23 protein-coding genes are annotated in these 24,428 nt (G+C 67.0%); 11 read left to right on the top strand and 12 right to left on the bottom strand.

Translation table 11 applies throughout. From position 1 onward, the window contains the following. Positions 1-113: 113 nt before the first annotated feature. A complete protein-coding gene (locus EV646_RS23545) occupies positions 114-818 on the top strand; it encodes a hypothetical protein (protein ID WP_132152055.1) in 705 nt (234 codons plus the stop codon). On the opposite strand, the gene EV646_RS23540 is transcribed toward EV646_RS23545, so the two are convergent. The 4 genes from EV646_RS23540 to EV646_RS23525 form a co-directional block, all read right to left on the bottom strand. Beyond that, complete coding sequence (locus EV646_RS23540) at positions 777-1,604, bottom strand: carbohydrate ABC transporter permease (protein WP_132152053.1); 828 nt, start codon at positions 1,602-1,604, stop codon at positions 777-779. The genes EV646_RS23545 and EV646_RS23540 overlap by 42 nt on opposite strands. Then, positions 1,601-2,545 carry a carbohydrate ABC transporter permease gene (locus tag EV646_RS23535; protein WP_132152051.1) on the bottom strand — a complete coding sequence of 315 codons (945 nt, stop codon included), beginning with the start codon at positions 2,543-2,545 and terminating at the stop codon, positions 1,601-1,603. Before EV646_RS23535 ends, EV646_RS23540 begins: the two co-directional genes overlap by 4 nt. A 50-nt stretch (positions 2,546-2,595) precedes the next feature. Then, the gene (locus EV646_RS23530) at positions 2,596-3,993 is read right to left on the bottom strand and encodes an extracellular solute-binding protein (protein ID WP_132152049.1); all 1,398 of its coding nucleotides are present in this window, start codon (positions 3,991-3,993) and stop codon (positions 2,596-2,598) included. A gap of 182 nt (positions 3,994-4,175) precedes the next feature. Next, on the bottom strand, positions 4,176-5,219 hold the full coding sequence (locus EV646_RS23525) for an ABC transporter permease (RefSeq protein WP_241996275.1): 1,044 nt from the start codon (positions 5,217-5,219) through the stop codon (positions 4,176-4,178). Between the two features lie 108 nt (positions 5,220-5,327). Here EV646_RS23525 and EV646_RS23520 point away from each other — a divergent pair, with 108 nt between their 5' ends. The 5 genes from EV646_RS23520 to EV646_RS23500 all read left to right on the top strand — a co-directional run bounded on the left by EV646_RS23520 (position 5,328) and on the right by EV646_RS23500 (position 10,666). Beyond that, the gene (locus EV646_RS23520) at positions 5,328-5,924 is read left to right on the top strand and encodes a TetR/AcrR family transcriptional regulator (protein WP_132152047.1); all 597 of its coding nucleotides are present in this window, start codon (positions 5,328-5,330) and stop codon (positions 5,922-5,924) included. Between the two features lie 105 nt (positions 5,925-6,029). Further along, positions 6,030-6,815, top strand: a complete 786-nt coding sequence (locus EV646_RS23515) for an ABC transporter ATP-binding protein (RefSeq protein WP_132152045.1) — start codon at positions 6,030-6,032, stop codon at positions 6,813-6,815. Further along, a complete protein-coding gene (locus tag EV646_RS23510) occupies positions 6,812-9,280 on the top strand; it encodes an ABC transporter permease (RefSeq protein ID WP_132152043.1) in 2,469 nt (822 codons plus the stop codon). Before EV646_RS23515 ends, EV646_RS23510 begins: the two co-directional genes overlap by 4 nt. 167 nt (positions 9,281-9,447) lie before the next feature. After that, positions 9,448-10,404 carry a type IV toxin-antitoxin system AbiEi family antitoxin domain-containing protein gene (locus EV646_RS23505; RefSeq protein ID WP_132152041.1) on the top strand — a complete coding sequence of 319 codons (957 nt, stop codon included), beginning with the start codon at positions 9,448-9,450 and terminating at the stop codon, positions 10,402-10,404. Between the two features lie 73 nt (positions 10,405-10,477). Further along, positions 10,478-10,666, top strand: coding sequence for a hypothetical protein (locus tag EV646_RS23500; protein WP_132152039.1), 189 nt, complete (start codon positions 10,478-10,480; stop codon positions 10,664-10,666). A 40-nt stretch (positions 10,667-10,706) separates the two neighbouring features. Here the strand turns inward: EV646_RS23500 and EV646_RS23495 are convergent, their stop codons facing one another. Then, positions 10,707-11,321, bottom strand: coding sequence for an NADPH-dependent FMN reductase (locus EV646_RS23495; RefSeq protein WP_132152037.1), 615 nt, complete (start codon positions 11,319-11,321; stop codon positions 10,707-10,709). Between the two features lie 57 nt (positions 11,322-11,378). Next, on the bottom strand, positions 11,379-12,089 hold the full coding sequence (locus tag EV646_RS23490) for a DedA family protein (RefSeq protein WP_132152035.1): 711 nt from the start codon (positions 12,087-12,089) through the stop codon (positions 11,379-11,381). 120 nt (positions 12,090-12,209) lie between these two features. Between EV646_RS23490 and EV646_RS23485 the strand changes: the two genes are divergently transcribed. Continuing rightward, positions 12,210-12,515 carry an ArsR/SmtB family transcription factor gene (locus EV646_RS23485; RefSeq protein ID WP_132152033.1) on the top strand — a complete coding sequence of 102 codons (306 nt, stop codon included), beginning with the start codon at positions 12,210-12,212 and terminating at the stop codon, positions 12,513-12,515. Between the two features lie 39 nt (positions 12,516-12,554). Here the strand turns inward: EV646_RS23485 and EV646_RS23480 are convergent, their stop codons facing one another. Then, the gene (locus EV646_RS23480) at positions 12,555-13,178 is read right to left on the bottom strand and encodes an antibiotic biosynthesis monooxygenase (RefSeq protein ID WP_199237140.1); all 624 of its coding nucleotides are present in this window, start codon (positions 13,176-13,178) and stop codon (positions 12,555-12,557) included. A gap of 107 nt (positions 13,179-13,285) precedes the next feature. On the opposite strand from EV646_RS23480, the gene EV646_RS23475 reads away from it, so the two are divergent. Further along, on the top strand, positions 13,286-14,038 hold the full coding sequence (locus tag EV646_RS23475) for an AlkZ-related protein (RefSeq protein WP_132152029.1): 753 nt from the start codon (positions 13,286-13,288) through the stop codon (positions 14,036-14,038). Here EV646_RS23475 and EV646_RS23470 read toward each other — a convergent pair. From EV646_RS23470 to EV646_RS23455, 4 genes are all read right to left on the bottom strand, one after another. Next, on the bottom strand, positions 14,035-14,385 hold the full coding sequence (locus EV646_RS23470) for a VOC family protein (protein WP_132152027.1): 351 nt from the start codon (positions 14,383-14,385) through the stop codon (positions 14,035-14,037). The genes EV646_RS23475 and EV646_RS23470 overlap by 4 nt on opposite strands. A gap of 4 nt (positions 14,386-14,389) precedes the next feature. Continuing rightward, a complete protein-coding gene (locus EV646_RS23465; protein ID WP_132152025.1) occupies positions 14,390-15,205 on the bottom strand; it encodes a MerR family transcriptional regulator in 816 nt (271 codons plus the stop codon). Between the two features lie 74 nt (positions 15,206-15,279). Next, entirely contained in the window at positions 15,280-16,647 is a 1,368-nt protein-coding gene (locus EV646_RS40195) for a chitinase (RefSeq protein ID WP_132152023.1), read from the bottom strand. Beyond that, on the bottom strand, positions 16,647-18,539 hold the full coding sequence (locus EV646_RS23455) for a ricin-type beta-trefoil lectin domain protein (protein WP_132152021.1): 1,893 nt from the start codon (positions 18,537-18,539) through the stop codon (positions 16,647-16,649). Before EV646_RS23455 ends, EV646_RS40195 begins: the two co-directional genes overlap by 1 nt. A 229-nt stretch (positions 18,540-18,768) precedes the next feature. Here EV646_RS23455 and EV646_RS23450 point away from each other — a divergent pair, with 229 nt between their 5' ends. After that, entirely contained in the window at positions 18,769-19,980 is a 1,212-nt protein-coding gene (locus EV646_RS23450) for a glycoside hydrolase family 16 protein (RefSeq protein WP_132152019.1), read from the top strand. Between the two features lie 54 nt (positions 19,981-20,034). On the opposite strand, the gene EV646_RS23445 is transcribed toward EV646_RS23450, so the two are convergent. Next, positions 20,035-21,234: an ROK family transcriptional regulator gene (locus EV646_RS23445; RefSeq protein ID WP_132152017.1), complete on the bottom strand. Its 1,200-nt coding sequence runs from the start codon at positions 21,232-21,234 to the stop codon at positions 20,035-20,037. A gap of 227 nt (positions 21,235-21,461) precedes the next feature. On the opposite strand from EV646_RS23445, the gene EV646_RS23440 reads away from it, so the two are divergent. Both EV646_RS23440 and EV646_RS23435 read left to right on the top strand, forming a co-directional pair. After that, positions 21,462-22,493, top strand: a complete 1,032-nt coding sequence (locus EV646_RS23440) for a LacI family DNA-binding transcriptional regulator (RefSeq protein WP_132152015.1) — start codon at positions 21,462-21,464, stop codon at positions 22,491-22,493. A gap of 248 nt (positions 22,494-22,741) precedes the next feature. Continuing rightward, positions 22,742-24,424 carry an ABC transporter substrate-binding protein gene (locus EV646_RS23435; protein WP_132152013.1) on the top strand — a complete coding sequence of 561 codons (1,683 nt, stop codon included), beginning with the start codon at positions 22,742-22,744 and terminating at the stop codon, positions 24,422-24,424. Positions 24,425-24,428 lie beyond the last annotated feature (4 nt).

The raw sequence follows: 24,428 nt of genomic DNA, 5'->3' as shown, positions 1-24,428 counted from the left end.
AGCAGTTGGGCGAGGGCAGCGAGGAGGGACGCTGCCCTCACCAACCAGTTCTTCCCCACGCGAGCCGCACGACTTGCTCACCCGGGTCTCGCCGACCTGCGTAGGGTGGGTGGGTGAGTTCTATTGTTCCGGGTCCGCGGAAGAAGCTTGAGGAAGAGATCAGCGCGGCTCGCGCGGGTGGTAAGCCGCTCAGTGTGGGGGACCTCAACCCGTCGGCGCCGCGGCAGGTGCAGCTCACCGGACTCGACGACTGGCCGCAGCCGCTGCGGGCGGTGATCGAGGCCGACCACCAACGCGTCACCGCGCTCTCCGCCAACCGCCGCAAGACCGCGGACCTCGTTCTCCCCGACCTCGTCCACGGCCTGGGAGAACTGCTCGACCTGGTCGCCGACCAGCTCCAAGCCGGCAAACCGCGCCTACTGCGCAGGTCCAGCGCGGCACCGGCCGACGCTTCGTTCGGCGACGTGGCGGAGCTGCTCGGGATCCCAAGCGACAACCCGCCGTCAGGCAGGGGCGAACGCCGTACGGCGCTGCGGACGATCAAGGAGCTCCACGGTCAGCTGAAGGAGCTCGAGACCTCCCACGACCACTCGCGGCTCACCCGGTTGGTCACCTTCGTCGTCCGGCTCGCCGTGGTGGTCGACAGCGTCCCGGAGGCGACTGCGGCCCTGGCGCCGATCGCTCTGGATCGGTTCGCCAGGGCCGAGCCCGACTTCCAGTGGGACTGGACGTTCGACCGAAAGCTCGAGTTCTGGCAGGAGTCCCGCCGTACTCTGTCAGCCCTTGATCGCGCCGCCGAGGGCGAAGGCACCGCCTAGTTTCCGGCTCAGCAACAGGTAGAGCAGCAGCACCGGCGTCGTGTAGATGAGCGAGTACGCCGCCAGTTGGCCGTAGTTCGGCTCGCCGTACTGGCCGAAGAACGTGAAGATGCTGACCGAGGCCGGCAGCCGCTCCGGTGACAGCAGCAGCATGAACGGGACGAAGAAGTTGCCCCACATGCCGATGAAGGTGAAGATCAGCACCACCGCGATCCCCGGCCACATCAGCGGCAGCACGATCCGCCGCAGCGCCTGCATGTTGCCGGCGCCGTCCACCCAGGCGGCCTCCTCGAGCGAGATCGGCACGCCGTCCATGAACGTCTTGGTCAGCCAGATCGCGAACGGCAGCGCGCTGGTCGCCATGAACATGATCGTGCCGCCGATCGTGTCGACCAGGTTGAGCTGCACGAACAGGCCGTACACCGGCACCATGACCGCGGTGATCGGCAACCCGGTGCAGAACAGCACGGTCAGCAGGAACGGCCGGTTGAACTTCGACCGGAACCGCGACAGCGGGTACGCCGCGAGTACGGCGCACACCATCGTCAGCAGCGCCGAACCACCACACAGGATGACGCCGTTCAGCACCGGCCGGTACGTCGTATCGGTGTTCAGCACCGCCTTGAAGTTGCCCAGCGTCGGATGCGTCGGGAACTCCACCCGCAGACCGGCCGTCCGGTTGATCGACGCGAACAGCACCCACAGCAGCGGCAGCACGAACAGCACACCGATCGCCAGCAAGATGAGGTTGGCGGTCAGCTTGCTGATCCGGTCGCGAGCAATCATGCGGCGGCCTCCGAGTTCAGTCCACGCAGGTAGATCAGCGAGAAGATCGCGCCGATCGCCAGCATCACCAGCGCGATCGCCGTGCCGTAGCCGATCTGGGAGAAGCTGAACGCCTGCTCGTACATGTACAGCGGCAGCGTCTGGCTCTTGGTGCCCGGTCCGCCGCGGGTCATCGCGAAGATCAGGCCGAACACGCTCAGCGTCTGCAGCGTGATCAGCATCAGGTTGGTCATGATCGCCCGGCTGATCATTGGCACCGTCACGAACAGCAGCCGCCGGCCGCCGCTCGCGCCGTCCATCTCGGCCGACTCCTCGATCTCCTTCGGGATCTCGCTCAGCGCGGCCGAGTAGACCAGCATCGAGAATGCCGTACCGCGCCAGATGTTGGCCAGCGACACCGCGATGATCGGTGCCCCGTACAACCAATCCTGGCCGGGCAGGCCGACGGCGCGCAGCATCACGTTCAGCGTGCCGTCGTCGTTGAAGAACGCGCTCAGCAGGTACGCCGCCACCACCTCGGGCAGCACCCAGGCACCGATCACCGCGGTGCCGACGAAGTTGCGGACCACCTTGGTGGAGCGGCGCATCAGCAGCGCCAGGCCGAGGCCGAGGGTGTTCTGGCCGATGATCGCGGAGATCAGCGTGAACACCAGGGTCAGCCAGATCGCGTTGGTGAACGCACCGCTGCTGAACGCCTTGCGGAAGTTGTCCAGGCCGACGAACTGCACGTTCGCGGCGCCGGTTCCGGTCAGCGCCATGTTGGTGAACGCGGCGTACAGGCAGTAGAGGATCGGGCCGGCCAGGAAGACCAGCATCAGTCCGATCGCCGGCGAGAGCGGCAGCATCCGGACCAGCTTGGCAGCGCGCGGTTTCCCGCTCCGTCCGGTTGACTTGCCGGACGGAGCGGGAGCGGCCGCGGTAGGAGCGACAGTCGAGGTCACAGGGGCAGTTCCTTCGTCAGCAGGGGGCTACGTGACTGGGGAGTCGGAGGCTACTGCCCGGTGCTGGCCGTGGTCGTCTTGTCCTTGCCGACGATCCCTTCGACCGCTTCGTCGTAGTTCTTCGCCGCCTTGTCCGGTGCCGCCTGCCCGGTCATCACCGCTTCCATCGCGGTGATGATCTCGTTGGAGACCTTCGGGTACTCGGCGAACGCCGGCCGGTACACGGTGACGGAGACCAGGTCGGTGAAGAACTGGGTGCTCTTCGCGGAGTTCTTGTAGGTCGGGTCGGCGGCGACGTCCTTGCGGACCGCGATCTGCGCACCCTCGGTGGCGTACTTGGTCGCGTTCTTCTGCGTCTGCAGGGTCTTGATCAGGTTCCAGGCGGCGTCCGGGTTCTTCGACTTGGCCGGGATCGCCCAGGTCCAGCCGCCGGAGAGGCTCACCTTGCCCTTGCCGCTGCCGTCCTGCGTCGGCATCGCGGTCTGGCCCATCACCTCGCTCCACTGCGGCCACGGCTTCGCACCGGTCTTCTGCCAGTCCCCGTATTTCCAGGAGCCGTCCAGCGCGATCGCCAGCTTGCCGCCGGGCAGCAGTTCGGTGCTGACCTTGCTGCCCATATTCGGGTCCAGCGCCTGCTTCGGCGACGGCGCCAGGCCGTCGGAGTAGATGGTCTTGATGAAGTTCAGCGAGTCCTTGAAGCCCTGGCTGCCGACGACCCACTTCTGCTGGTCGTAGTTGTAGAGCGTGTCCTTGGTGCCGTAGAGCAGCATCTCGAAGCCCTGCATGGCCGAGGCTTCACCCATCGGCTTGCCGGAGTACACGTTCAGCGGGGTGACGCCGGGGAGCTTCTGCTTGATGGTGCGAGCAGCGTTGAGTACGTCGTCCCAGGTCTTCGGCTGCCAGTCGGCCGGCAGTCCGGCCTTGGCGAACAGCTGCTTGTTGTACCACAGCGCACGGGTGTCGGTTCCGTCCGGAACGCCGTACGTCTTGCCGTCCAGCGCCTTCGCCGCGCCCTTCGCGGTCTCCTCGAACTGGCTCCACTGGTCCCAGTTCTTGATGTAGTCGTCGAGCGGCCGCAGGTAGCCGGCGGTGATGTCGGAGTTGATCAGGAAGGTGTCCTCGTAGACCACGTCCGGCGCGGTGTTCGGCGACCGCATCATCAGCTGGAGCTTGGTGTAGTAGTCGTTCTCACTGGCCACGATCGGCAGGATCTCGACCTTCGAGCCGGGGTTGGCCGCCTCGTACTCGGCCTTCACGCCGGTGAGGAAGTTCTTCATCACCGTGCCCGGGCCCCACTGCTGGTAGGCGATCTTGATGTTTGCCGGACCGGAGCTCTGCGAGCCGCCGGCGTCGGGCTGCTTGGTCGTCGACCCCTGGCTGCAGGCCGAGACCGCCAGCAGCAGCGCGGCTGCCGCGGCCACTGCTTGGAAACGTTTCCTCTTCACCATCACGTCCACCTTCGGGCAATCGTTGTCATCCCGGTACTCCGACCCGATCCCGGCGGGTCTCCCGCGACCGTAGGAGTCCCAGGCCGCCGAAGTCAATGCTTGACAGACAACGTTGTCCCCGCTGGTACGTGGTTACGCGGTGACCGGCACGTAACGATCCGGTCACCGCGTTGTCATGACATTCAGACAGTAGCGGCCTGCGCCTCGTGACGGGGGTGTACGACGCGCTGCGACTTGATCGCTCCCAGTGCACAGAGGGCCAGGCCGGCGACGAGCCAGCAGGTGAGTACGACGAGTGGGCGGCCGGCTCCGGCTCCGTCGAAGAAGCTCACCGACCGGAGCGCCGTACCGGCTGCTCCCGGCGGCAGCAGCTGACCCAGCGCACCCCAACCGCTTGGCAGCATCTCGGGCGCACTCGTCAGGCCGGACAGCGGGTTGCCGAGCAGCATCATCACAGCCGCGCCGAGCGCGAGTCCCGCCGTACCGAGCAACCACTCCAGGCCGAGCAGCGTGAGACTGATCGCCGCGATCGACATCGCGATCACGCCGGCGTTGCCCAGGTAGCTGCCCTCGAACGAGCCGAGCCAGAACTGCAGTACGGCGGCCAGCGCCAGACCACCGGTGACCGCGAAGGTGATCGCGCCGATCATCCGTTTCGACCCGGACTTCACCAGTTGCGTCAGCAGTCCGGCGGCCATGATTCCGCCGAGCACCAGTGGCAATGCGCCGGCGGCAAGCCCGGCACCTCGCGGGTCATCCTTCGGCAGCGGTACGACGTCCGTCACCTTCGCCGGGTTCTCGGGGGACAACCGAGCCGACAGCTGGGTGAGGATCTGCGCAACCGCGGGGCCACCGGCCGAGGCGGTCAGCACCTCAGGCTGCTGCGGGCCGAGCACGATCGCGCCGTACGCATCCCGATCCTTGATCCGCTGCTCGGCGGCAGCCCGATCCGGTACGGCGGTCAGCTCGAAACCGCCGGGCATCGCCTGCTCCAGACCGGCCTTGACCTGGGCAACGGCCTGCTCGGGACCGACGACAGCCAAGGGAACGTCGCGTGGTTCCGACCGCGCGGCCGGCCAGGCGAAGGCGATCAGCAACACCGTGAGGATCGCGGTGAGCAGGGTGACGACAACCAGCAGCGGCGGCCGCCGGCGCTCGCGGGCAGCGGCATCGGCGCGGTGTTCCGCAACGTGTTCGGTGGGATGCTCGGACACCTGAGCGGACATGATGGGGACTCCTTGGCGAGAAAACCGAATGACCGTTCTTTATCACCTCGAGACTGCGTCACGACTGCCCGGCTTGTCAAGAACGGACATTCGTTTTATGTTCCAGTCATGCCGAAGGTCACCGAGGAACATCGACTCGCCCGCCGCCAGCAGATCGTCGCGGCGGCGCGGCGGTGCGTGATCGAGCAGGGTTTCCACAAGACGACGATGGCCGAGGTGATCCGCGAGTCCGGCCTGTCCGCGGGCGCGGTGTACGGCTACTTCAAGAGCAAGGAGGAGATCGTCGCGGCCATCGCCGACGACGCACTCAGCGCGGTCGACGAGCTCTTCCAGAAGGTCCTCGCGACCGAGGCGCCGCTGACGCCGGTGGCCGCGCTGGAGATGGCGCTCAACCACGTCGTCACGGTCGCCGAACGCCCCGATGGTGACGTGACCCGGGTCGCCATCCAGGCCTGGGCCGAAGCCCTCCGCAACCCGGCGATCATGGCGACGGCTCAAGGCAAGTACCACCAGCTCCGGGACAACTTCGAGGCGGTGGCCCGCCGCGCCCAGGCCGACGGCACGGTGGACCCCGACGCCGACCCTCGCTACATCGGCCAGGTCCTCTTCGGCTTCCTGCCCGGCTTCATCCTTCAGCGCCTGATCCTCGGCGACGTCACCCCCGAGACCTACCTCGCCGGCCTCAAGGCCCTGTTCCGTTCGTAGGGGACTTACCCCCACCTTCATCGGCGTCCCAGCACCATGGGAGCCGGGGCTTCAGCTCCGTAGCGTCATTCACGTCCCCACTTGAAGACGCCGAGGAGCCACGCCATGAGGCGCAAGCAGGAAATTGTCAGCAGGACCGAGCATTCAGTCGTCCTGCACGACGTACGACGGGTCTACGGCCGCGGCTCCAACGCCGTCACCGCCCTCGACGGCATCAGCATCGCCTTCGCCCGCGGCACGTTCACCGCGATCATGGGCCCGTCCGGCTCCGGCAAGAGCACCTTCCTGCACTGCGCCGCCGGTCTCGACCGCCCGACCTCAGGCAGTGTCACCATCGACGACCAACCGCTTGCCGAGCTCAACGAACGCCGGCTCACCGAGCTCCGCCGCGAGCGCATCGGCTTCGTCTTCCAGTCGTTCAATCTCCTTCCTGCGTTGACGGTCTGGCAGAACGTCTGCCTGCCGCAGGAACTCGACGGCCGCCGCCCGCAGCGAGCCGCCGTACGCGCGGTCCTCGACCGTGTCGGCCTCGGCGACCGTCACAAGAACCGCCCGGGTGAACTCTCCGGCGGCCAGCAACAGCGGGTCGCCATCGCCCGCGCCCTCGTCGCCCGTCCGGCGGTCATCTTCGCCGACGAGCCCACCGGCGCCCTCGACACCCAGACCGCGGCCGACGTCCTCGAGCTGCTCCGCGAGCCGGTCCGCAGCCAGGGCCAGACGGTCGTGATGGTCACCCACGATCCGGTCGCCGCGTCGTACGCCGACCAGGTCGTCTTCCTCGCCGACGGAGTACTGGCCGGCAGCCTCACCGCCCCGACCGCGGAACAGGTCGCCGACCGGATGACCCACCTCGGCGCGCGCTCCAAGCTTTCCATGGCGGTGGCCCGATGATGCGCCTGGCTGTCCGCACGTTGCGCTTCCGCAAGGGCGGCTTCATCGCCACGTTCGTCGCGGTCGTCTTCGGTACGGCGATCGTGATGGCCTGCGGCGGCCTGATGGAGACCGGCATCCGCTCCAACGTCGAACCTTCCCGCCTCGCCGGTGCTCCGATCGTTGTCACCGGCAAGCAGTCGCACCTCCGCCCGGGCGCGGAGGACGCGACACCGTTGCCTGAGCGTGTCGGCGTACCGGCTTCGCTGGTCGCCAAGATCCGTTCTGTAGAAGGTGTTTCGGCCGCGATCGGCGATCTCACGTTTCCGGCGATTGCGCCCGATGTTGCTGAAGGCCACAACTGGTCGAGTGCGCGGCTGGCGCCGTACCGGCTGACTTCAGGGCACGCACCGGCCGACGGTCAGGTCGTCACTGGTCCTGGGCACCGTCCCGGCGATCGCGTCACCTTCCTGATCAACGGCGAACCTGCTCACCTCGTCGTCAGCGGAGTGGCCGCCGGGCCGGCCGGTCACGCCTTCTTCTCCGACCGGGATGCCGCACAGCTCGCCGGTCGTCCGGGCCGCTTCGCGGACATCGGCGTACTCGTTGCTTCCGGCACCGATATCGACGCCGTGAAGGACCGTCTGCAGGCGCTCGACGCAAACATCACCGTCAGCACCGGGGTCGACCGCGGGACGGCCGAGCACCCTGGCACCGAGGCGCAACGGACCGCGCTGATCGCGATCGCCGGCTCCTTCGGCGGTATCGCCACCATGACGATGATGTTCGTCGTCGCCTCGACGCTGGCGTTGTCGGCTCAGCACCGCGAGCGCGAGTTCGCGCTGCTGCGCGGCATCGGTACGACGCCCGGCCAGGTCCGGCGGATGATCCTCGGCGAATCGCTGCTCGTCTCGATCCCGGCCGTCCTGCTCGGCTGCGTACCGGGCATCTTCCTCGGCCGGTTCCTCTTCGACCAGCTCGGCTCGCACGGCGTCGCGTCACCCGTGGTCGAGTTCAGCCAGGGCCCGATCCCGTTCGCGGCCGGCGCGGGAGCCGCCGTACTGGCTGCCATCGGCGCCGCGCTGATCGCGGCTCGCAAGTCTGCGAAGATCCGGCCGCTCGAGGCGCTGATGGAGGCTTCGCTGCAGCGGAAGTGGTTCAGCTGGGTGCGGTTGCTGTTCGGGCTGCTGTTCCTCGGCGGCGGCCTCGCGCTGCTGATCGTCACCGCTACTGTGATGAGTGGCCCGCTTGCCGGCGCGACCGCCGGGCCGTCGGTGCTCTGCTGGGCAATTGGCGTTGCACTGCTTGGCCCGTTCTGGACCAAGGCCGTGCTCCTGGTTCTTCGCTGGCCTGTTCAGGCACTGACCGGCGTCAACGGACGGCTCGCGATCCTCAATGTGTCGGCGCGTTCGGTGGCGATGTCGGCCGCGGCGATGCCGGTGATGCTTGCCGTCGGCATCTCGACCGCGAACCTCTACATGCAGACCACGCAAGTCCACGCCGCCTCCGAGGCATTCACCAGAGATCTCCGTGCGGACGCCGTACTGGTCTCGCCTGCAGGCCTGTCTTTGAAGCTGCTCGATCAGGTGCGATCCGTGCCTGGTGTCGCCAGCGCCTCGGCGTTTGTCCGCAGTACTGGCGTCATCGACGAACCGCGCAACGCTCCCTTCGACGAGGAAGGCGCGCCTCTGCTCGGCGTGAACGCACAAGGCCATGACGGTACGGCGCCGGTCCGGCTGACTGGCGGCTCGCTGACCGGCCTCACCGGATCGACGGTCGCATTGCCGGACTACGTCGCCTCGAAGATCGGCCGGCGTATCGGCTCGGAGATCACCATGACGTTGGGCGACGGAACCGCGGTCAAGCTGCGCGTGGTCGCGACCTTCGCGGCCGAACGCGGCTACGAAACCATCATCCTGCCGGCCGAACTCGTTGCCGCGCACACCACCGACGGGTTGACCAAGCAGATCCTGGTCCGCTCCGATCCCGGAACCGACGTACGCCCGGCCCTCACCAAACTGGCCGCCGCACATCCCGGCGTACAGGTAGCTGATCGCGACGCACTCGTTGCCTCCAACATCGAAGACCTGCAAACCCAGGCCTGGATCAACTACATGCTCGTCGGCATGCTGATCGCCTACACCGCGGTCTCGGTCGTCAACACCCTCGTCTCGACCACCCTCCGCCGCCGCCGCGAGTTCGCCCTCCAACGCCTCACCGGCTCCACCCGCACCCAAGTCCTCCGCATGCTAACCACCGAAAGCACCCTGATCGCCCTCACCGGCATCCTCCTAGGAACCTTGGTAGCCCTAGCCTGCCTACTCCCCTACGCCGCCACCGTCTCCACCACGGCCCTCCCCACCGGCCCCCTCTGGATCTACCTGGTCATCATCACCACCGCCACCCTCCTGACCTTCACCTCAACCCTCCTCCCCGCCACCACCACCCTCCGCCACTCCCCCACCCAACCCACCCACACCGACTAGCCCTCCACGCACCACCCAGGACCTCCGGCTTACCGTCTCGGGCATTTGTGGAACTTAATTTGCTCTGTGCGCAAATGAAGTTCCACAAAGCAGACCTGCCGAGGCGGGGCTGGGGTTATCCACAGGGCATCCGGCGGAGGGCGCGGAAATCCGGGATCCTTGTTCGGATGGATTGGTGGTGGAAGCGGCAGCTTGCCGACGAAGGTATCGCCGTACTCATCCACGACCAGCAGCAAATCGTGTCCCGCGCGCAACTGCAGGCCGCCGGCTGGTCAGAGCCCCAGATCAGGCGCCATCTGCGCAACAGACGCTGGCAGATCGTTCACCCCGGCGTCTACGCCACCCACACCGGACCGATCGGGTACGACGAGCAGTTGCTGGCGGCCCTCTTGTACGCCGGACCCGACGCCGCCTGGAGCCATTACACCGCAGCAGAGCAGCTTGGGCTGCTCAAGCCCCGCCACAACCGTCCGGTGTACGTGACAATTCCCAGACTCCGCCGAGTCAAGGCTCGGCCGAACCTCGTCATTCACCGCGACGAGCACTGGGCCGACCGCCTCGCCCCCGGGATCCCGCCGCGGCGAACTCCGGCCGACGCCGTTCTGGACATCATCGGTATCACCTCCTCGCTCGACCAGGCCGCAGCGGTCATCGCTGAGGCGTGCCAAAGCGGCCGGGTCAGCCCCGCTGGCCTGGCGACAGCGCTGGCGGATCGGCCCCGGCTCCGGCACCGCGCGTCATTGCGTCCGATCCTCGGCGATGTCGCCGCTGGGTCACACTCACTCCTTGAGCTGCGCTACCTGCGAGACGTCGAGCGCCGGCATGGACTGCCGGCCGGCCTGCGGCAACGCGCCGTGGACAGCGAGTTCACGGATGTCTTCTACAAAGGGTTCGATCTGATCGTCGAGCTCGACGGCCGCCTTCATCTCGTCCCGGATCAGCGCTGGCGCGATCTCGACCGCGACAACTGCGCCACGCTGCGCGCGGAGTCGACGCTCCGATATGGGTGGCTCGACGTCACCGGCCGGCCGTGTCAGGCCGCCGTACAGGTTCTCCACGTACTACGGCGGCGCCAGCCCGTCCTGACCGCCAAGCCCTGTGGCGCTTCCTGCCCAGTCCGCTGACGGTTTCGGGAACATCACTGCCAGTGGGCACAAGTTAGTTTCCGCAAAGCAGCCGGACTCGTATGGTCGCGGCATGGAGCCGCGCGACGTGGGGCGGATGGCGGGGAATCGGCTGGCGGGGCTGCGGGTCGAGCGCTTGGCCGAGTTGCCGGTGGATCTCCGCGGGCGGCATCCGCGCGTGGTGGAGGGTTCGGACGGCTTGTGGCGGATCCCCGGCGATCCGATCCAGTTGCTGCTGACCTGCCTCGCCGGACGCCCGTGACTCGCCCGCCAAGCTTTACCGATACCGGGCGGGGCCATACCTACTTCGCCGGGGTGGGTTCGGCTACTGGTTGGAGGGCGATGGTGGTGGCTTGGACTATGCCGGCGTTGTTGCGGATCCAGGTGGAGAGGACGACCTGGAGATCCTCGAGGTCGCGTTCCTCCAGGATGACGCCGGGGACTGGCACGCTGGCGCCGAGCTCCGCGAGGACCGGGCGCAGGTGCTGGTCCGCAAGCAGCTTGTGGCTCGGAGCGGCGGACACCGTCACCGGGACCACCACTGCCCCACCCATCGCCTGCGGACGCAGAATGTCCAGGAAGCTCTTCAGCAATCCCGTGTAACTCCCCTTGTAGACAGGGGTCGCGACCACGATCACGGACGCCGACGAGACCAGGTCGATCGCGTGCTCCAGCGCCGCTTGGTCCTCCTCGCCGGCCTGGTCGCCTTGGAAGATCGCCGGCGCCAGCGTCACCAGGTCGACCAGCTCGTCGATCCGGTACGGCGTACCGAGCTCAGAGGCAAGCAGTTCCGCGACGGACGCGGCCGCCGCGGCCGTCCGGGAACCCGCCTTCGGGTTGCCCACCACGGTGACGACAGACTGCGGCCAGACCGGCGGATCCGGCACGATCTGCGGTTCGAAGGCAACTGAGGGCATCTGACCCATCTCCTGAGTTCGGCAGTGATGGGTCGAGCGTAATCAAAGTCGAGCGCCTCACTTCACTTTCTCAGAATCCGAACACCCCTCCGGATCCCGCCGCCCAGCCCCCGATCGCCGGGCCCGGATCTTGACCACGACGAACCACACCACCGCGGCCAGCGCACCCGCGACGACAGCCCACTGGAAGACGCCCACCGACGACTCCACCACATGCCATCGCTCACCGAGCTGATAGCCGGCGACGATCAGCAGCGAGTTCCAGATCAGGCTGCCCACCGCCGTCAGCATCAGGAACAGCGCCACTGGCATCCGCTCCACCCCAGCTGGCACCGAGATCAAACTGCGCACCACCGGCACCAGGCGCCCGATCAGCACCGCCTTCGGCCCGTGCCGGGTGAACCAGGACTCGGCCTTGTCGACATCCTCGACCTTGACCAACGGCAGCCGCCCGGCGACCGCCCTGGTCCGATCACGCCCGAGCCCTGCGCCCACGCCGTACAAGGCAAGCGCGCCGACGATCGAGCCGAGAGTGGTGAAGACGATCGCGCTGATCAGCCCGAGGTCGCCGCGACTGGCGGCGAACCCGGCCAGCGGCAGGATCACCTCACTCGGCAGCGGTGGAAACAGGTTCTCCAGCGCCACCGCCAGTCCGGCCCCTGGTGCACCGAGCTTCTCCATCAGCCCGATCGCCCAGCCGGCCACTCCACCGGTCGGCTCCTGCGTCGCTTGCAGCGCGGTCATCATCACCTGCTTCGTCGTCAACATGGCGACGACGCTAGGCCCGCGAACCCTCTCCACACATTGGGGCAAACCGCCGTCTTCGGGGTGGGATTGTCCACAGTACAGACCTACGGAAAGCCCCCGGCGACGACGTATATTCCTGGTATGGCAACTACGTTCGAGGTGCTTGCCGAGCCGCGGCGGCGGGAGATTCTCGACCTGCTGCGGGCCGGTGAGCGCCCGGTCGGGGAGTTGGTCGAGCAGCTCGAGCTGAGCCAGCCGGCCGTCTCGAAGCATCTGAAAGTACTGCGGGACGCCGGCCTGGTGGAGGTCCGTCAGGACGCCCAGCGCCGGTGGTACCGCCTCCGCCCCGCACCCCTGGCCGAGATCGACGCCTGGCTCGAGCCCTACCGCGACCTCTGGCGCACCCGCCTCGACGCCCTCGAAGCCCACCTCGACCAAATGGAGTGACGGCCCGCGACAACGGGCCGTCATTCCTCCGATGAAGCCTCAGGTGAGTTCAGGGACACGCAGGTGCGCGATGGCGAGTTCGAACTCGCAGACGTCGAGGACTTCGGCACCGGCGTCCTTAGCGGTCGCGGACCGCATCGATGCGGCGGCCTCGCGATTCTCGTCCATCGCCTCCTGGCTGTCGTACGTCACGGACGAGACCGCCCGGCCGGAGGCCCGGTCGACCAGCAGGCTGGCGCTGCAGAAGCCGGCCAGGTCCTCGAGCCTCGGCAACGACGCCATCTTGTAGACGTCGATCGCCCGGTCCAGCCCCGCGGGGTCGACCTTCACCCAGGTCGCCCGGACGCAGGCGCCCTCGGCCGAGCGGTGGTCGCGGTGCAGTACGGCGATCTCCCACTCCTCCACCTTGGGGCTGCCATCACCGATCGACCGCGCGACCCGCTCGCGGTCGGGGCGGAGCGCTTCGTCGGTGGCCCGCATCGCCTCCTCCGACTGCCAGGCACTCGTGGCGATGCACCGGCCGGACTCCCGGTCGACGATCATGGACAGCCCGATACAGCCGTCCATCTCCAGGAGCCTGGGCATCACTTCGTCTCGTACCTGCGCGATACCGGAGTCGATCGACTCCGGCCTAGCCATGATCGTGGTGGAACGCGCGTACACGATCCACACCCCCTTGGCTTGAGGCAGCGCCCCGGTGGCGCCACCGGTCGCTTCCCACATTCCTCCGCCGTCCGCACCCAGGCAATAACCAATGATTGACTGACCCGATGGACGCAGAGCTGGGCCAGGCCCGCGCCACCCGCTGGTGGGTCCGCGGCCGGCGGATCGGTTCGATCGAGCGCGCCGCCGCCTTCGTCGACGACGTCGGTTTCGCGTTGCTCTTTCCGGCACCGCGAGCCGTCGTACCGTCACTGTGGGAGGCCGTCGCCGGCGAGGACGAGGAACCGTTCGGCACCGGCATGGGCAAGAATGAGCAACGCGTCTGGACCTGGAAGGACGAGCTGCCCCGTCGCGGCCTTGCCTGGTACGGCGCCTATCTCGGTGGCCGCGGCTCCTTCCTCTCGCCCACCCTGCTCAAGGCGCTCTACCCGGCCGCGGGCGAACCCACCGACCACAAGTTCTTGGATCTGTCGCCCGCAGCACACGAGATCGCGGGCGCCATCACCAACGAACCGTTGCCGAGTGCGACCCTCCGCGCACTGATCGGCGACCGGAGCCGCTACCAGCGCGCGATCGTCGAGCTCCAGCGCAACCTGCTCGTCACCACGGCCGGTGTTCAGGAGACCGGCTCGGGCTGGCCGGCGGCGCTGATCGCACTGACGTGCAGTCAGTTCGACGTCGGCGGTACGACGGACCACACGTTCGCGACCGGCCGGTTCCTGGACACCATGCTCGTCACCACGCCAGGCGAGCTCGCCCGCACCTACCGCTGGCCGGTGGCACAGGCACGAGCCCGCCTGGATGACCTGGTCGACGCAGGTCAGGCGACGTACGACGGACGTCAGTACCGCAAGAGCTAGCGGATCTCGGCGAGATCGAAAACGTTGCCTTCTGGGTCGGCGAGGGTGACCCAGTGAGCGCCGTACTCGTCGTACTCGTCGAGGCGCTTCGCGCCCAGGCCGACGAGCCGGTCGATCTCGGCGGCCCAGTCGGCGGTGGCCAGGTCGAGGTGCAGCCGGTTCTTTCCGTTCCGGCCTTCCGGTACCTGGATGAACATCAGCGCCGGCCCGTCGCCGCCCTTGTTCACGGTCGCGAAGAACTGGTTGCCGCCAGCATCGACCTGCTGTTGCAGTACGCCGGCCCAGAAGGTCGCCAGGGCGGTCGCGTCGGCGCAGTCGAAGGTGACGTGCTCGAGGGTGATCGACATCGGTTCAGCCTTTCAGCGTAGGAATCTGCCGGATCGGCCAGCAGATCTCGGTTCGGTAAGCGGAGGGATCGGCGTCGTCGCCCGGGCTGACGACGTACAACTCACGGATCGGCCCTGGCGCGACCTCGCAGTGCTCGGCGACATGACTGCCGAGAGCGCCGTAGCTGCGGTCGAAGTCGGTCAACGGCCCGGTGTGTACGGCGATCGCGAAGAAGCCACCCGGAAGATCGACCAGCTCGACTCCGTCGGCCGGCGGTTGATCGGGTGCGACCGGTAGAAAGGCCACCACCTCACCGGCGTCCTCAGCGAAGAACTCGTCACTGTACGTCGCTCCAGCCGTGGCCCGGATGTCGCCGGCGACCGCGTTGAGCTTCCCGAAGGCGTACCCGCACCACGGCCCGATCCCGGATCGTTCCACCCGGTCGCGCACGCCGTACGCACGGAACGGCGGAATGAACCGGTACTCGACGTCCACCACCGGTTGACCAGGCGTCAGCAGTTCGCGCAGGGAGGCGACGACCTCGCGGGTGTGCGCGAGCTCCTGCTCCATCCGCTCGAGGTGCGCCCGCAGCGTCTCTTCACGTTTGCCGCCGTCGGTCGTCTCCACCAGTTCGCGGACCTCCGGCAACGGCATCCGGAGCTCCCGCAGCCGCCTGATGAGTTGCGCGGTCTCGACCTGCGAGGTCGAGTAGCGCCGATACCCGGACGACGGGTCGATGGAAGCCGGTGCCAGCAGACCGATCTCGTGGTAATGATGCAGAGTCTTCACACTGAGATGTGTCAGGCGGGAGAACTCACCGACCGTCACCGTTGCCGTCATGCGACAAGCTTCCACCCTCCGGTAACCGGAGGGTCAAACGGCACGGCAGCCGGGCTGCCGTGCCGCGACAGAGGTCAGCCGCGGTAGCGAGCGATGACCTTGGTGTAGTCCCAGGGTTGCTGGGCGACACCGCTGCAACTGTCCGCCGGACCACCGGTGCACGGGCGGTCCCGGTTCACCGACCAGAACGTGAACCGCGCCAGGTGGTGCTCCGAGGCGTACGACAGCATCGACTCGAAGTCGGACAGGTTGACCCGCTCCCCGGCGACGTCGGTGATCCCGTTCATCGACGAGATGCCGATCTTCCGGTACGCCGCGTCGTCGCTCAACCCGTACGCGGCCTTCACCTGGTTCTTCAACCCGTCCGCCGCCTGCCGCGTCAGCGTACCCATGTTCGTCGACCCGCCACCGAAGTCGAACGGCATGATCACCCAGCCGTCCAGGTTCAGCCCCGATGCCGCACCCCGCCGGATCAGGTCCTGCCCGTTCCCGTCCGGCCCGGAGGTCGTCGTACCGAAGGTCAGGTACGTCGCGATCCCCGGATTGTTCTCCTCGACGATCTTGAGCGCGTCGATCACCCGCTGCCGCACGGTCGCGTTGCTGAACTCGGCCGCCTCGATGTCGACGTCGAACGCCTTCAGCGACAGCGCGTTGATCACCTTCTGGTACGCCGCCGCCAACTCGCCGGCACTCCCGCAACTCTCACCGAGTTTGTTGCCGGACCATCCACCGACCGACACGACAACGTCCCCGCCGTTCGACCGGATCGTGTTGATCGCCTGCTGATCAACGCCGCCAGTCAACGGCCGCGACCCGTCCCACATCGGGTTGCAGTATCCGTTGGACAGGATGAACGCCATCGTGAACCACTTCACCCCGGTCGCGCTCATCACCGTCGCCGGGTTCGGCGGACTCCCCCACCCTTGATAGAGGTACGGCGCTGCCGCCATCGGCGCACCACCGGTCGGCGGCGGCCCGTCGGCAGCCGGCACGTTCCACTTCTGATTCGCCCCACCGGTGCAGGTCCACAACTGCAACGGAGTGGCATTGGCCGAATTGTTGCCCGTGACATCAAGACACTTGTTGGCAGCAGGGTTCACCAGGTCGCGACCAGACGTATAGGTCCACTGCTGCGCCGCCGTCCCGTTGCAGGTCCACAGCTGGACGCGAGCACCGTCAGCAGTCGAGCCGCCGCTGACGTCAAGACATTTGCCCAGAGCACGCAACGTGCCGTCCGTCGACCGGGTCCACGACTGGGCGGCTGTCCCGTTGCAGTCGTACAGCTGCACGACGGTCCCGTCCGCATTGTTGGCTCCGGCAACATCCGCGCATTTCCCGGCGAGTCCCGTGATCGTGCCCGTCGCTGCCTGAGCCGGCGGCGCCGTCACCAAGTACCCAGCGGCAACCAGCACCGCCGCGGCAACCGCCGCTGCCCGGCGCATCAGACGGTCCACTTCTGGTTCGCCGCGCCCGTGCAGGTCCAGATCTGCAACGGCGTCGCGTTCGCCGAATTGTTGCCCGTGACATCAAGACACTTGTTGGCGGCAGGGTTCACCAGATCTCTCCCACTCGTGTATGTCCATTGCTGGGCGGCACTGCCGTTGCACGAATACAGCTGCACGCGAGCACCGTCGGAGACGGATCCCCCGCTCACGTCGAGACATTTGCCGAGGGCACGGATCGTTCCGTCACCAGGCCGGTTCCACTGCTGAGCCGTCGTACCGTTGCAGTCATACAGCTGTACGGCGGTTCCGTCGGCACTGTTGGCTCCGGCAACATCGATGCACTTGCCGGCCAGACCGGTGATCGGCGTACCGGAGCCGCCGCCGCTCTGCGAGCCGGACCAGGTGAAGGTCGCGGAGGTCTTCGTCGGCAGCGTGTAGACGAACGACTGTGAGCCCCAGTTCACCCGCACCGATTGCGAGCTCCCGGTGGTGTTGAACGCGATCAGCGACTTCGACCCGTCCGGGTTCTTCCATGCCACGTTCTTCACCGAGCTGTTCGCGGTCGAGTCGATCCGGACCGCGCCCGGCTTCACGAACTTGGTCAGGTGACCCATGGTGTAGTACTCGATCGTCTTGTCCACCTGACCGGCCCGGCTGTCGCCGCGATGCACCGTCACGAGGCCCGTGCAGACGTTGCACCCGGCACCGACGTACGGCAGATGGTTCTGGTCGAGCGCGAGACTCCACTTCACCCAGGACTTGCTCCAGTTGCGGGTGTAGTCGATCAGGTTGTTCATGTCCTCGACCTGCTGGTTCGAGATCCAGGTCCCGCCGGAGTGCTCGGTCATGTAGTGGTTGACCGGCGGATACTGGTTGTGGATCTGCGTCTGCAGGTTGACGTCACCGCCGTACCCGTGCCAGGCGATCCCGCCGAAGAGCGGATCGTTGCGCAAGGCACTGTCCGCCAACGGCACCGAGCCGAGGTCGTTGTAGTTGCCCCAGTTGTAGTCGAGGATCAGCACCTTCGTGGTGATCCCGGCGGCGCGGAACGCGGGCAGCAGGTGGTTCTTGGTGAACTCGAGCAGCCCTGATCCGTTCCAGTTCATCGACGCGTAGCCGGTGTCGTCGGTGCCGCAGCAGGTCGGCTCGTTCTGCACCGACACGTAGTCGATGTGGTTGCCCTGGGCCTCGTTCTGCTGGATGTACTTCACGAAGTACTGCGCGTACATCGGGTAGTACTCCCACTTCAACCAGCCCCGGTTGGTGAATTTGTTGTTGTCCTTCATCCAGGCCGGCGAGCTCCACGGCGCCCCCTTCACCTTCAGCGCCGGGTTCAGCTGCCGCGCCTGCTTGGTCAGCGGTACGACGTCCGCCAGGTCATGGCCGATGCTGAAGTCGTTGAGGTCGCAGCACGTGTCGTCGTACGAGTAGTTGAAGCGGGCCAGGTCCGACGCGCCCATCGGGTTGCGGACGAACGCCAAGCCGATTCCGTTCACCGGGTCGAACAGGTCGCGCATCACCTGGTCGCGGGTCGCGGCGCTGATCGTGTTGCTGCTGTTCAGCAACCAGGCGGCGCTGTCGGTGAACGACGCTCCACCGCCTTCGAAGGACTGGTACGTCGTGTTCTCGTTGACCGTGATCGTCTGGTTCGCCGTACCTCCGGCCGGACCGAAGTTCACCGGGGTCTGCTGTTGCAGGCCGCGGGTGACGTTGCGACCGGCCGAGTCGTTCGTGGTGGTCAGCCAGATGTTCACCTGCTCACCGGCGGCCTGGGCAGGTGGCGGATTGCCGACACTCAGTCCGGCGGCGACGCACGCAGCGGCAACCGCGGCCGGCAGGAGGCGTTGTCGCCAGGGGCGGGCGCGACGAAGGGTCCTGTTCGCGGGCATGGGCGGATCTCCCTTGTATGGAAGGGTTTTTCGGGGACAGCGGACGTTGCCGGCGTCTGCCCGCGCCGCAACAGGTGGTCAGCAAGAGGTAACCATCCGTATACAGCCGTGTCAACGGCGTACCCAGACTTTTTTCACGTCTTTTATTTAGTCGCGGCCTTGACGTGAAAGCGTTCTCACACCAAGCTGCGGGCCATCTCCGACCGCCCCCGTGAGAAACGAGGCATCCATGAAGCGCTCCCTCATGGCAGCCGGCGCCATCCTGCTCGGCGCCGCCCTCCTGCAAGCCCCAGCCAGGGCCGTCCCAGACACCGCCGCCGCGCCAACGGCGACGATCTGGGAGGACAACTTCGACGGCCCGGCCGGCCAGGCCCCTGACCCGAACAAGTGGAAGTACGACATCGGCGGCTCCGGCTGGGGCAACAACGAACGCCAGTACTACACCAACAGCACGCGCAACTCAGCCCTCGACGGCAACGGCAATCTGGTCATCACCGCCCGTCGCGAGAGCGGCGGATTCCAGTGCCACTACGGCACCTGCGAGTACACCTCGGCACGGTTGCTCACGGCACAGACCTTCACCCAGACCTACGGGCGCTTCGAGGCACGCATCAAGATCCCCAGGACACAAGGGATCTGGCCCGCGTTCTGGATGCTTGGCGGCGGTAACTGGCCGAACGACGGCGAGATCGACATCATGGAGAACATCGGCCGCGAGCCGTCCACGGTGCACGGGACCATCCACGGCCCGGGCTACTCCGGCGGCGCCGGTATCGGCGCCGCCTACACCTTGTCCGGCGGCCAGCAGTTCGCCGACGCGTTCCACACCTTCACGGTGGACTGGGCACCGGACTCCATCACCTGGTACGTCGACGGCATCCAATACCAGCGCCGCACGCCGGCCGACCTCGGCGGCAACACCTGGGTCTTCAACCACCCGTTCTTCATGATCATGAACGTCGCCGTCGGCGGCAACTGGCCGGGCTATCCCGACGGTACGACGGTGATGCCGCAAACGATGACCGTCGACTACGTCCGGGTCTCCACCCTCGGCAGCAGCTCAGGCGGTACGGCGATCACCGGACTGGCCGGCAAGTGCGTCGACGTCGCCGCGGCGAACACCGCCGACGGGACCCAGGTCCAGCTGTACGACTGCAACGGTACGAACGCGCAGCAGTGGACCCGACCCGGCGACGGCACGATCCGTGCCCTGGGCAAGTGTCTCGACGTGAACGCCGGATCGGTTGCCGACGGCGCCAAAGTCCAACTCTGGACCTGTAACGGAACCCCTGCCCAGCAATGGGTTTACACCTCCGGCCGCGACCTGGTGAACCCGCAGGCCAACAAGTGCCTCGATGTCACCGGCAACAACTCCGCCAACGCAACCCCACTCCAAACCTGGACCTGCACCGGCGCCGCCAACCAGAAGTGGACCGTCTGACCACCTCTTCGGAAACAAATCTGCGCCAGGCGCAAACTTAGTTCCGGCAAGCGGCTAACGGTTGCTCCGCGGCGGCACAACGCCGCCGTCGCGGAGCAACCGCAGTACCGGCAATGTCGCCGCACCGAGCGCGACCGCATCCCGGCCGAGCTCGCACAACTCGATCGACACCTGGGCATACGGCTGGCGCAACGCATGCTTGCCGACGGCCTCGCGTAGCTGAGGCAGATACCGCTCCCCCAGCAGCAACCCGGCCCAGCCGCCGAGCACGATCCGCTCGGGGTTGACCAGGTTCACCAGATTCGCGAACCCGGCGGCCAGATACCCGATCGTGTCGTCCACGATGGTTGCCGCGACCCCCGACGTACCGACTGCGTCGAGCAACTCCACGAAAGCCGCTTCTTCGTCGACCGCGGAACCGGATCCACCGGCCTGCCGGTATCGCTCGAGCACACCCTCCGCACCGACGTACGCCTCCAGGCATCCCTCGGCGCCGCAGCGGCACCGCAGACCGCCGTAGGCGATCGTCATGTGGCCCCACTCGCCCGCGCTGCTGCGGGTGCCGCGGTACGTCGACCCATCGGCGACCAACGCGGCGCCGACACCTGATCCGACCAATGCGATCACCGCATCGCTCGCACCGCGCCCGGCGCCGAACCACATCTCCGCCTGGCCGAGCATGTTCGCCCCGTTGTCCAGATGGATCGGGATCTCGGTGCCCTCGGCAAGCATCTCCCCCAGCGGTACGGCGTCCCAGCCAAGCGTCTGGGCATGGACAACGGCATCGCTGTCCACCGTCCCGGCGACGCCAACCCCCAACCCGAGCACCAACGAAGGCTGCACGCCGGCCTCGGCGATCACGGCCGCGAGCCCTTCCAGCACATGCTTGACCACCACTGCGGGCTGCGGAACGTCGATGGGGTAGTCGGCTCGCGCGAGTACCGTCATCGCGAGATCGAACAGCTCCACCCGGATCCGCGTCTCGCCGACCTCCGCGCCGACGACGTACCGGAAAGTCGGTGCCACCCGCAACAACACCCGCGGCCGGCCGCCCTCGGACTCGACCGACCCGGCCTCCTCGACCACACCTTCCTCGATCAGCTCGCTGACCAAGTTGCTCACGCTTGCGGCGCTCAGCGACGTACGGGCGCTCAACTCGTGCCGGCTCAAGGGGCCGTCGCGATAGATGCTGCTCAGGATCACGGACCGGTTGGACCGCCGCATGTCCCGCACCGTGGTCCGCCGAACATCCATGCCGTGCCCCTCAGTCCTGGCCTCCCGTGGGCCGCTCGCCCAGAGTTCATCACGCCGTCCCGGCGACCTGGAAGGGGCACCTTCTTCCAGGTCGTGAATTAAGCCGTGAGTCGTTACCGTTTCGTGATTGACGACGTACGCGGCCTACGTGAAGCTCTACGGAACCGCTTCCGAAACCGGTTCCGGCCACGACACCGGAGCCCCACCCGCCCGAGGGGAGCAGTGCAGTGTCGATCACGATCGCCGATGTCGCGGCGCGCGCCGGAGTCAGCAAGACGACGGTCTCGCGCGTCCTCAACGGCAAGGGCGAGCTCGACCTGCGCACCGCCGAGCGGGTCCGCCAGGTGATCGCCGAACTCGGCTACGTCCCCAGCGCCCGCGCCGTCGGACTGGCCCGCGGCCGGACCCGGATCGTCGGCATGCTGGTGCCGTCGCTCACCTGGCCCTGGATGGGCGAGGTGCTGCAGGGCGCCGTCGATGTGGTCGAGACCGAGGGCTACGGACTGCTGCTCTTCACTTTCAACCGAGGCGAGGAGTCCATGCAGCAGTTCGCCTCGCAGGTCTCGGCGCAGTCGTTCGACGGCCTGCTGGTGATCGAGCCCGAAGGCACCCTCACCTACATCGAACAGCTGCACGCGCGCGGGCTACCGGTGGTCCTGATCGACGACCGAGCCAAGCGCCCGCAGTTCCCGTCCGTCGCCACCACCAACAAGGCCGGCGGTGAGTCCGCCGCCCGGCACCTGCTCGAGCTCGGCCGCCACCGGCCACTGGTGATCACCGGCGTCGAGCGATTCGGCTGCACCCACGAACGCCTGGACGGCTTCCGCGACACCTACGCCGAAGCCGGCCTCGAGCTCGACCCACGGCTCGTGTTCGAGGGCGACTTCACCCACGAGAGCGGACGCCGCGGCGTCCAGTACGCACTCGACCAACGACTCGAGTTCGACGCGATCTTCGCCCACAACGACCTGTCCGCCGGCGGCGCCATCCAGGCCGTCCGGGAGACCGGGCGGAACGTGCCGAACGACGTCTCGGTGATCGGGTTCGACGACATCCCGTACGCCGAACACACCGAGCCGCCGCTGACCACGGTGCACCAGCCGATGCGCCAGATGGGCCAGGCAGCAGCCCGGATGCTGATGGCCTACTTCGCCGGCACGCCACTCCCCGAAGACCCCCAAGTTCTGCCGACCACCCTCATCGTCCGCAGTTCCACCGCCCCCAAACCCGCCCACCACACCTTGCGTCCGAAGAAGTGAGGGCTATGGGCCTCACTTCTTCGGACGCAAGAGGCCAGTTGCCGCTCTGACAGGCTCCGGCGGCGGGGCAGCTGCCCCTGTCCCGCCGCCGGCGAACACCCGATTTCCGATCCAACTGGGCACATGCTCTTCCCATGAGAGCGCTTTCACGCCAGGATGCACGGACTCCACGACCGGCTCAGGGTTCGTGGAATCGACCGCCACCGCGGCGCCACCGAGCGCCGTACAGATTCACAGGAGGAACCCACATGCGAGCACGACGCACTGTCGCGCTGGCCCTGACGGGCTTGCTCGCGGCAGCCACCTTGGCTGCCTGTAGTAGCGGGGACGGGAACACCACGACCGGCGGCAACGGCAGCGCCGCGACGGTACTGAACATCGGCATGCCGAACGGCCCGCAGACCGAGAACCACAATCCGTTCCTCGGCTCCTCATCGGGTGCCTCGCTGGGGTACCGGTGGATGATCTTCGAGCCGCTGGTGATGATCAACGGGATCAAGCCGACCGAGCCCGGCAAGCCCTGGCTGGCGACCGAGTGGAAGTGGGCCGGCAACTACACCAAGCTGTCGTTCACCATCCGCGACGGCGTCACCTGGTCCGACGGCAAGCCGATGACGGCCGAGGACGTCGCCTACTCGTTCCAGCTGCGCAAGGACAACGAGGGCCTGAACTCCGACGCGATCCCGTACGGCGCCATCACGGTAAGCGGCAACAAGGTCGACCTCACCTTCACGCGATCCCAGTTCGTCAACCAGAACAAGATCCTGACGGCGTTCGTCGTACCGAAGCACCAGTGGTCGACGCTCAAGGACCCGAGCCAGGACACGCTGAAGAACCCGATCGGCACCGGGCCGTACACGGTCAAGTCGTTCACGCCGCAGACGACGACGCTCGTACTGCGTGACTCGTACTGGCAGGACCTGCCGAAGGTGAAGGAGCTGCGCTACACGTCGTACAACGACAACAACGCGCAGACCACCGCGCTGGCGAACGGTGCGTCGGAGTGGAGCTTCGTCTTCGTCCCGAACGTGAAGGCGGTCTACCAGGCCAAGGACCCGGAGCACCACAAGCTGTGGTTCCCGGCGAACCTGGGCATCCACGGGCTGTGGATCAACACCACCCGCAAGCCGTTCGACAACCCGGCGCTGCGGCGGGCGATGGACAAGGTGATCAACCGCGACGACATCTTCCTGCAGGGTGAGGCCGGCTACTTCTACCCGAAGGTCGAGTCGATCACCGGTATCCCGACGCCGGCGGGTGAGTCGTTCATCGCGCCGGATTACAAGGACAAGTTGCACTCGGTCGATGTCGACGGCGCGAAGAAGGAGCTGACCCACGCCGGGTTCAAGCTCGAGGGCGACACACTCAAGGACCCGGCCGGCAAGCCGGTGACGATCACGCTGACCGACCCGGCCGGCTGGTCCGACTACATCACCGACCTGGAGATCATCAAGGACAACCTGTCCACGATCGGGATCAAGGCAACGGTCGACAAGGCCAACCAGGACGCGTGGTTCAAGAACATTGACGAAGGCAACTTCGACGCCGCGATGCACTGGACCAACGGCGGCGCGACGCCGTACGACATCTACCAGAACATCATGGACGGCAAGATCCTCAAGCCGGTCGGCAAGGGTGGGGTGAGCGGCAACTACGGCCGCTTCAACAGCCCGGAGGCGACCAAGGCGCTGGACCAGTACGCCAACGCGACCGACGGCGCGACGCGGACCGCGGCGCTGAACACGCTGCAGAAGATCATGGTCGAGCAGATGCCGGTGATCCCCACCTCGGCGTCGAACGTCGGCGGTCTCTACAGCACCAAGAACTGGGTCGGCTGGCCGGACGAGCAGAACCAGTACGGGCCGGCCCAGCCGACCCAGCAGAACGCCCTGCAGATCGTCCTCAACCTCAAGCCCGCCGGCAGCCAGTGAGCCG

The sequence above is a fragment of the Kribbella antiqua genome (assembly GCF_004345665.1).
Classification (GTDB): domain Bacteria; phylum Actinomycetota; class Actinomycetes; order Propionibacteriales; family Kribbellaceae; genus Kribbella; species Kribbella antiqua.
Note: the sequence above shows the minus strand (reverse complement) of the source record. Positions and strands in the feature narration are given on the sequence as shown.

What these genes read in the sequence shown, in the direction of transcription:
- EV646_RS23485 (WP_132152033.1), top strand. Translation starts at nt 12,210, where the DNA reads ATGGCAACTACGTTCGAGGTGCTTGCCGAGCCGCGGCGGCGGGAGATT.
- EV646_RS23475 (WP_132152029.1), top strand. Translation starts at nt 13,286, where the DNA reads ATGGACGCAGAGCTGGGCCAGGCCCGCGCCACCCGCTGGTGGGTCCGC.
- EV646_RS23525 (WP_241996275.1), bottom strand. Translation starts at nt 5,219, where the DNA reads ATGTCCGCTCAGGTGTCCGAGCATCCCACCGAACACGTTGCGGAACAC.
- EV646_RS40195 (WP_132152023.1), bottom strand. Translation starts at nt 16,647, where the DNA reads ATGCGCCGGGCAGCGGCGGTTGCCGCGGCGGTGCTGGTTGCCGCTGGG.
- EV646_RS23435 (WP_132152013.1), top strand. Translation starts at nt 22,742, where the DNA reads ATGCGAGCACGACGCACTGTCGCGCTGGCCCTGACGGGCTTGCTCGCG.
- EV646_RS23445 (WP_132152017.1), bottom strand. Translation starts at nt 21,234, where the DNA reads ATGGATGTTCGGCGGACCACGGTGCGGGACATGCGGCGGTCCAACCGG.
- EV646_RS23515 (WP_132152045.1), top strand. Translation starts at nt 6,030, where the DNA reads ATGAGGCGCAAGCAGGAAATTGTCAGCAGGACCGAGCATTCAGTCGTC.
- EV646_RS23505 (WP_132152041.1), top strand. Translation starts at nt 9,448, where the DNA reads ATGGATTGGTGGTGGAAGCGGCAGCTTGCCGACGAAGGTATCGCCGTA.
- EV646_RS23455 (WP_132152021.1), bottom strand. Translation starts at nt 18,539, where the DNA reads ATGCCCGCGAACAGGACCCTTCGTCGCGCCCGCCCCTGGCGACAACGC.
- EV646_RS23500 (WP_132152039.1), top strand. Translation starts at nt 10,478, where the DNA reads ATGGAGCCGCGCGACGTGGGGCGGATGGCGGGGAATCGGCTGGCGGGG.
- EV646_RS23450 (WP_132152019.1), top strand. Translation starts at nt 18,769, where the DNA reads ATGAAGCGCTCCCTCATGGCAGCCGGCGCCATCCTGCTCGGCGCCGCC.
- EV646_RS23520 (WP_132152047.1), top strand. Translation starts at nt 5,328, where the DNA reads ATGCCGAAGGTCACCGAGGAACATCGACTCGCCCGCCGCCAGCAGATC.
- EV646_RS23510 (WP_132152043.1), top strand. Translation starts at nt 6,812, where the DNA reads ATGATGCGCCTGGCTGTCCGCACGTTGCGCTTCCGCAAGGGCGGCTTC.
- EV646_RS23530 (WP_132152049.1), bottom strand. Translation starts at nt 3,993, where the DNA reads ATGGTGAAGAGGAAACGTTTCCAAGCAGTGGCCGCGGCAGCCGCGCTG.
- EV646_RS23470 (WP_132152027.1), bottom strand. Translation starts at nt 14,385, where the DNA reads ATGTCGATCACCCTCGAGCACGTCACCTTCGACTGCGCCGACGCGACC.
- EV646_RS23540 (WP_132152053.1), bottom strand. Translation starts at nt 1,604, where the DNA reads ATGATTGCTCGCGACCGGATCAGCAAGCTGACCGCCAACCTCATCTTG.
- EV646_RS23490 (WP_132152035.1), bottom strand. Translation starts at nt 12,089, where the DNA reads ATGTTGACGACGAAGCAGGTGATGATGACCGCGCTGCAAGCGACGCAG.
- EV646_RS23465 (WP_132152025.1), bottom strand. Translation starts at nt 15,205, where the DNA reads ATGACGGCAACGGTGACGGTCGGTGAGTTCTCCCGCCTGACACATCTC.
- EV646_RS23495 (WP_132152037.1), bottom strand. Translation starts at nt 11,321, where the DNA reads ATGCCCTCAGTTGCCTTCGAACCGCAGATCGTGCCGGATCCGCCGGTC.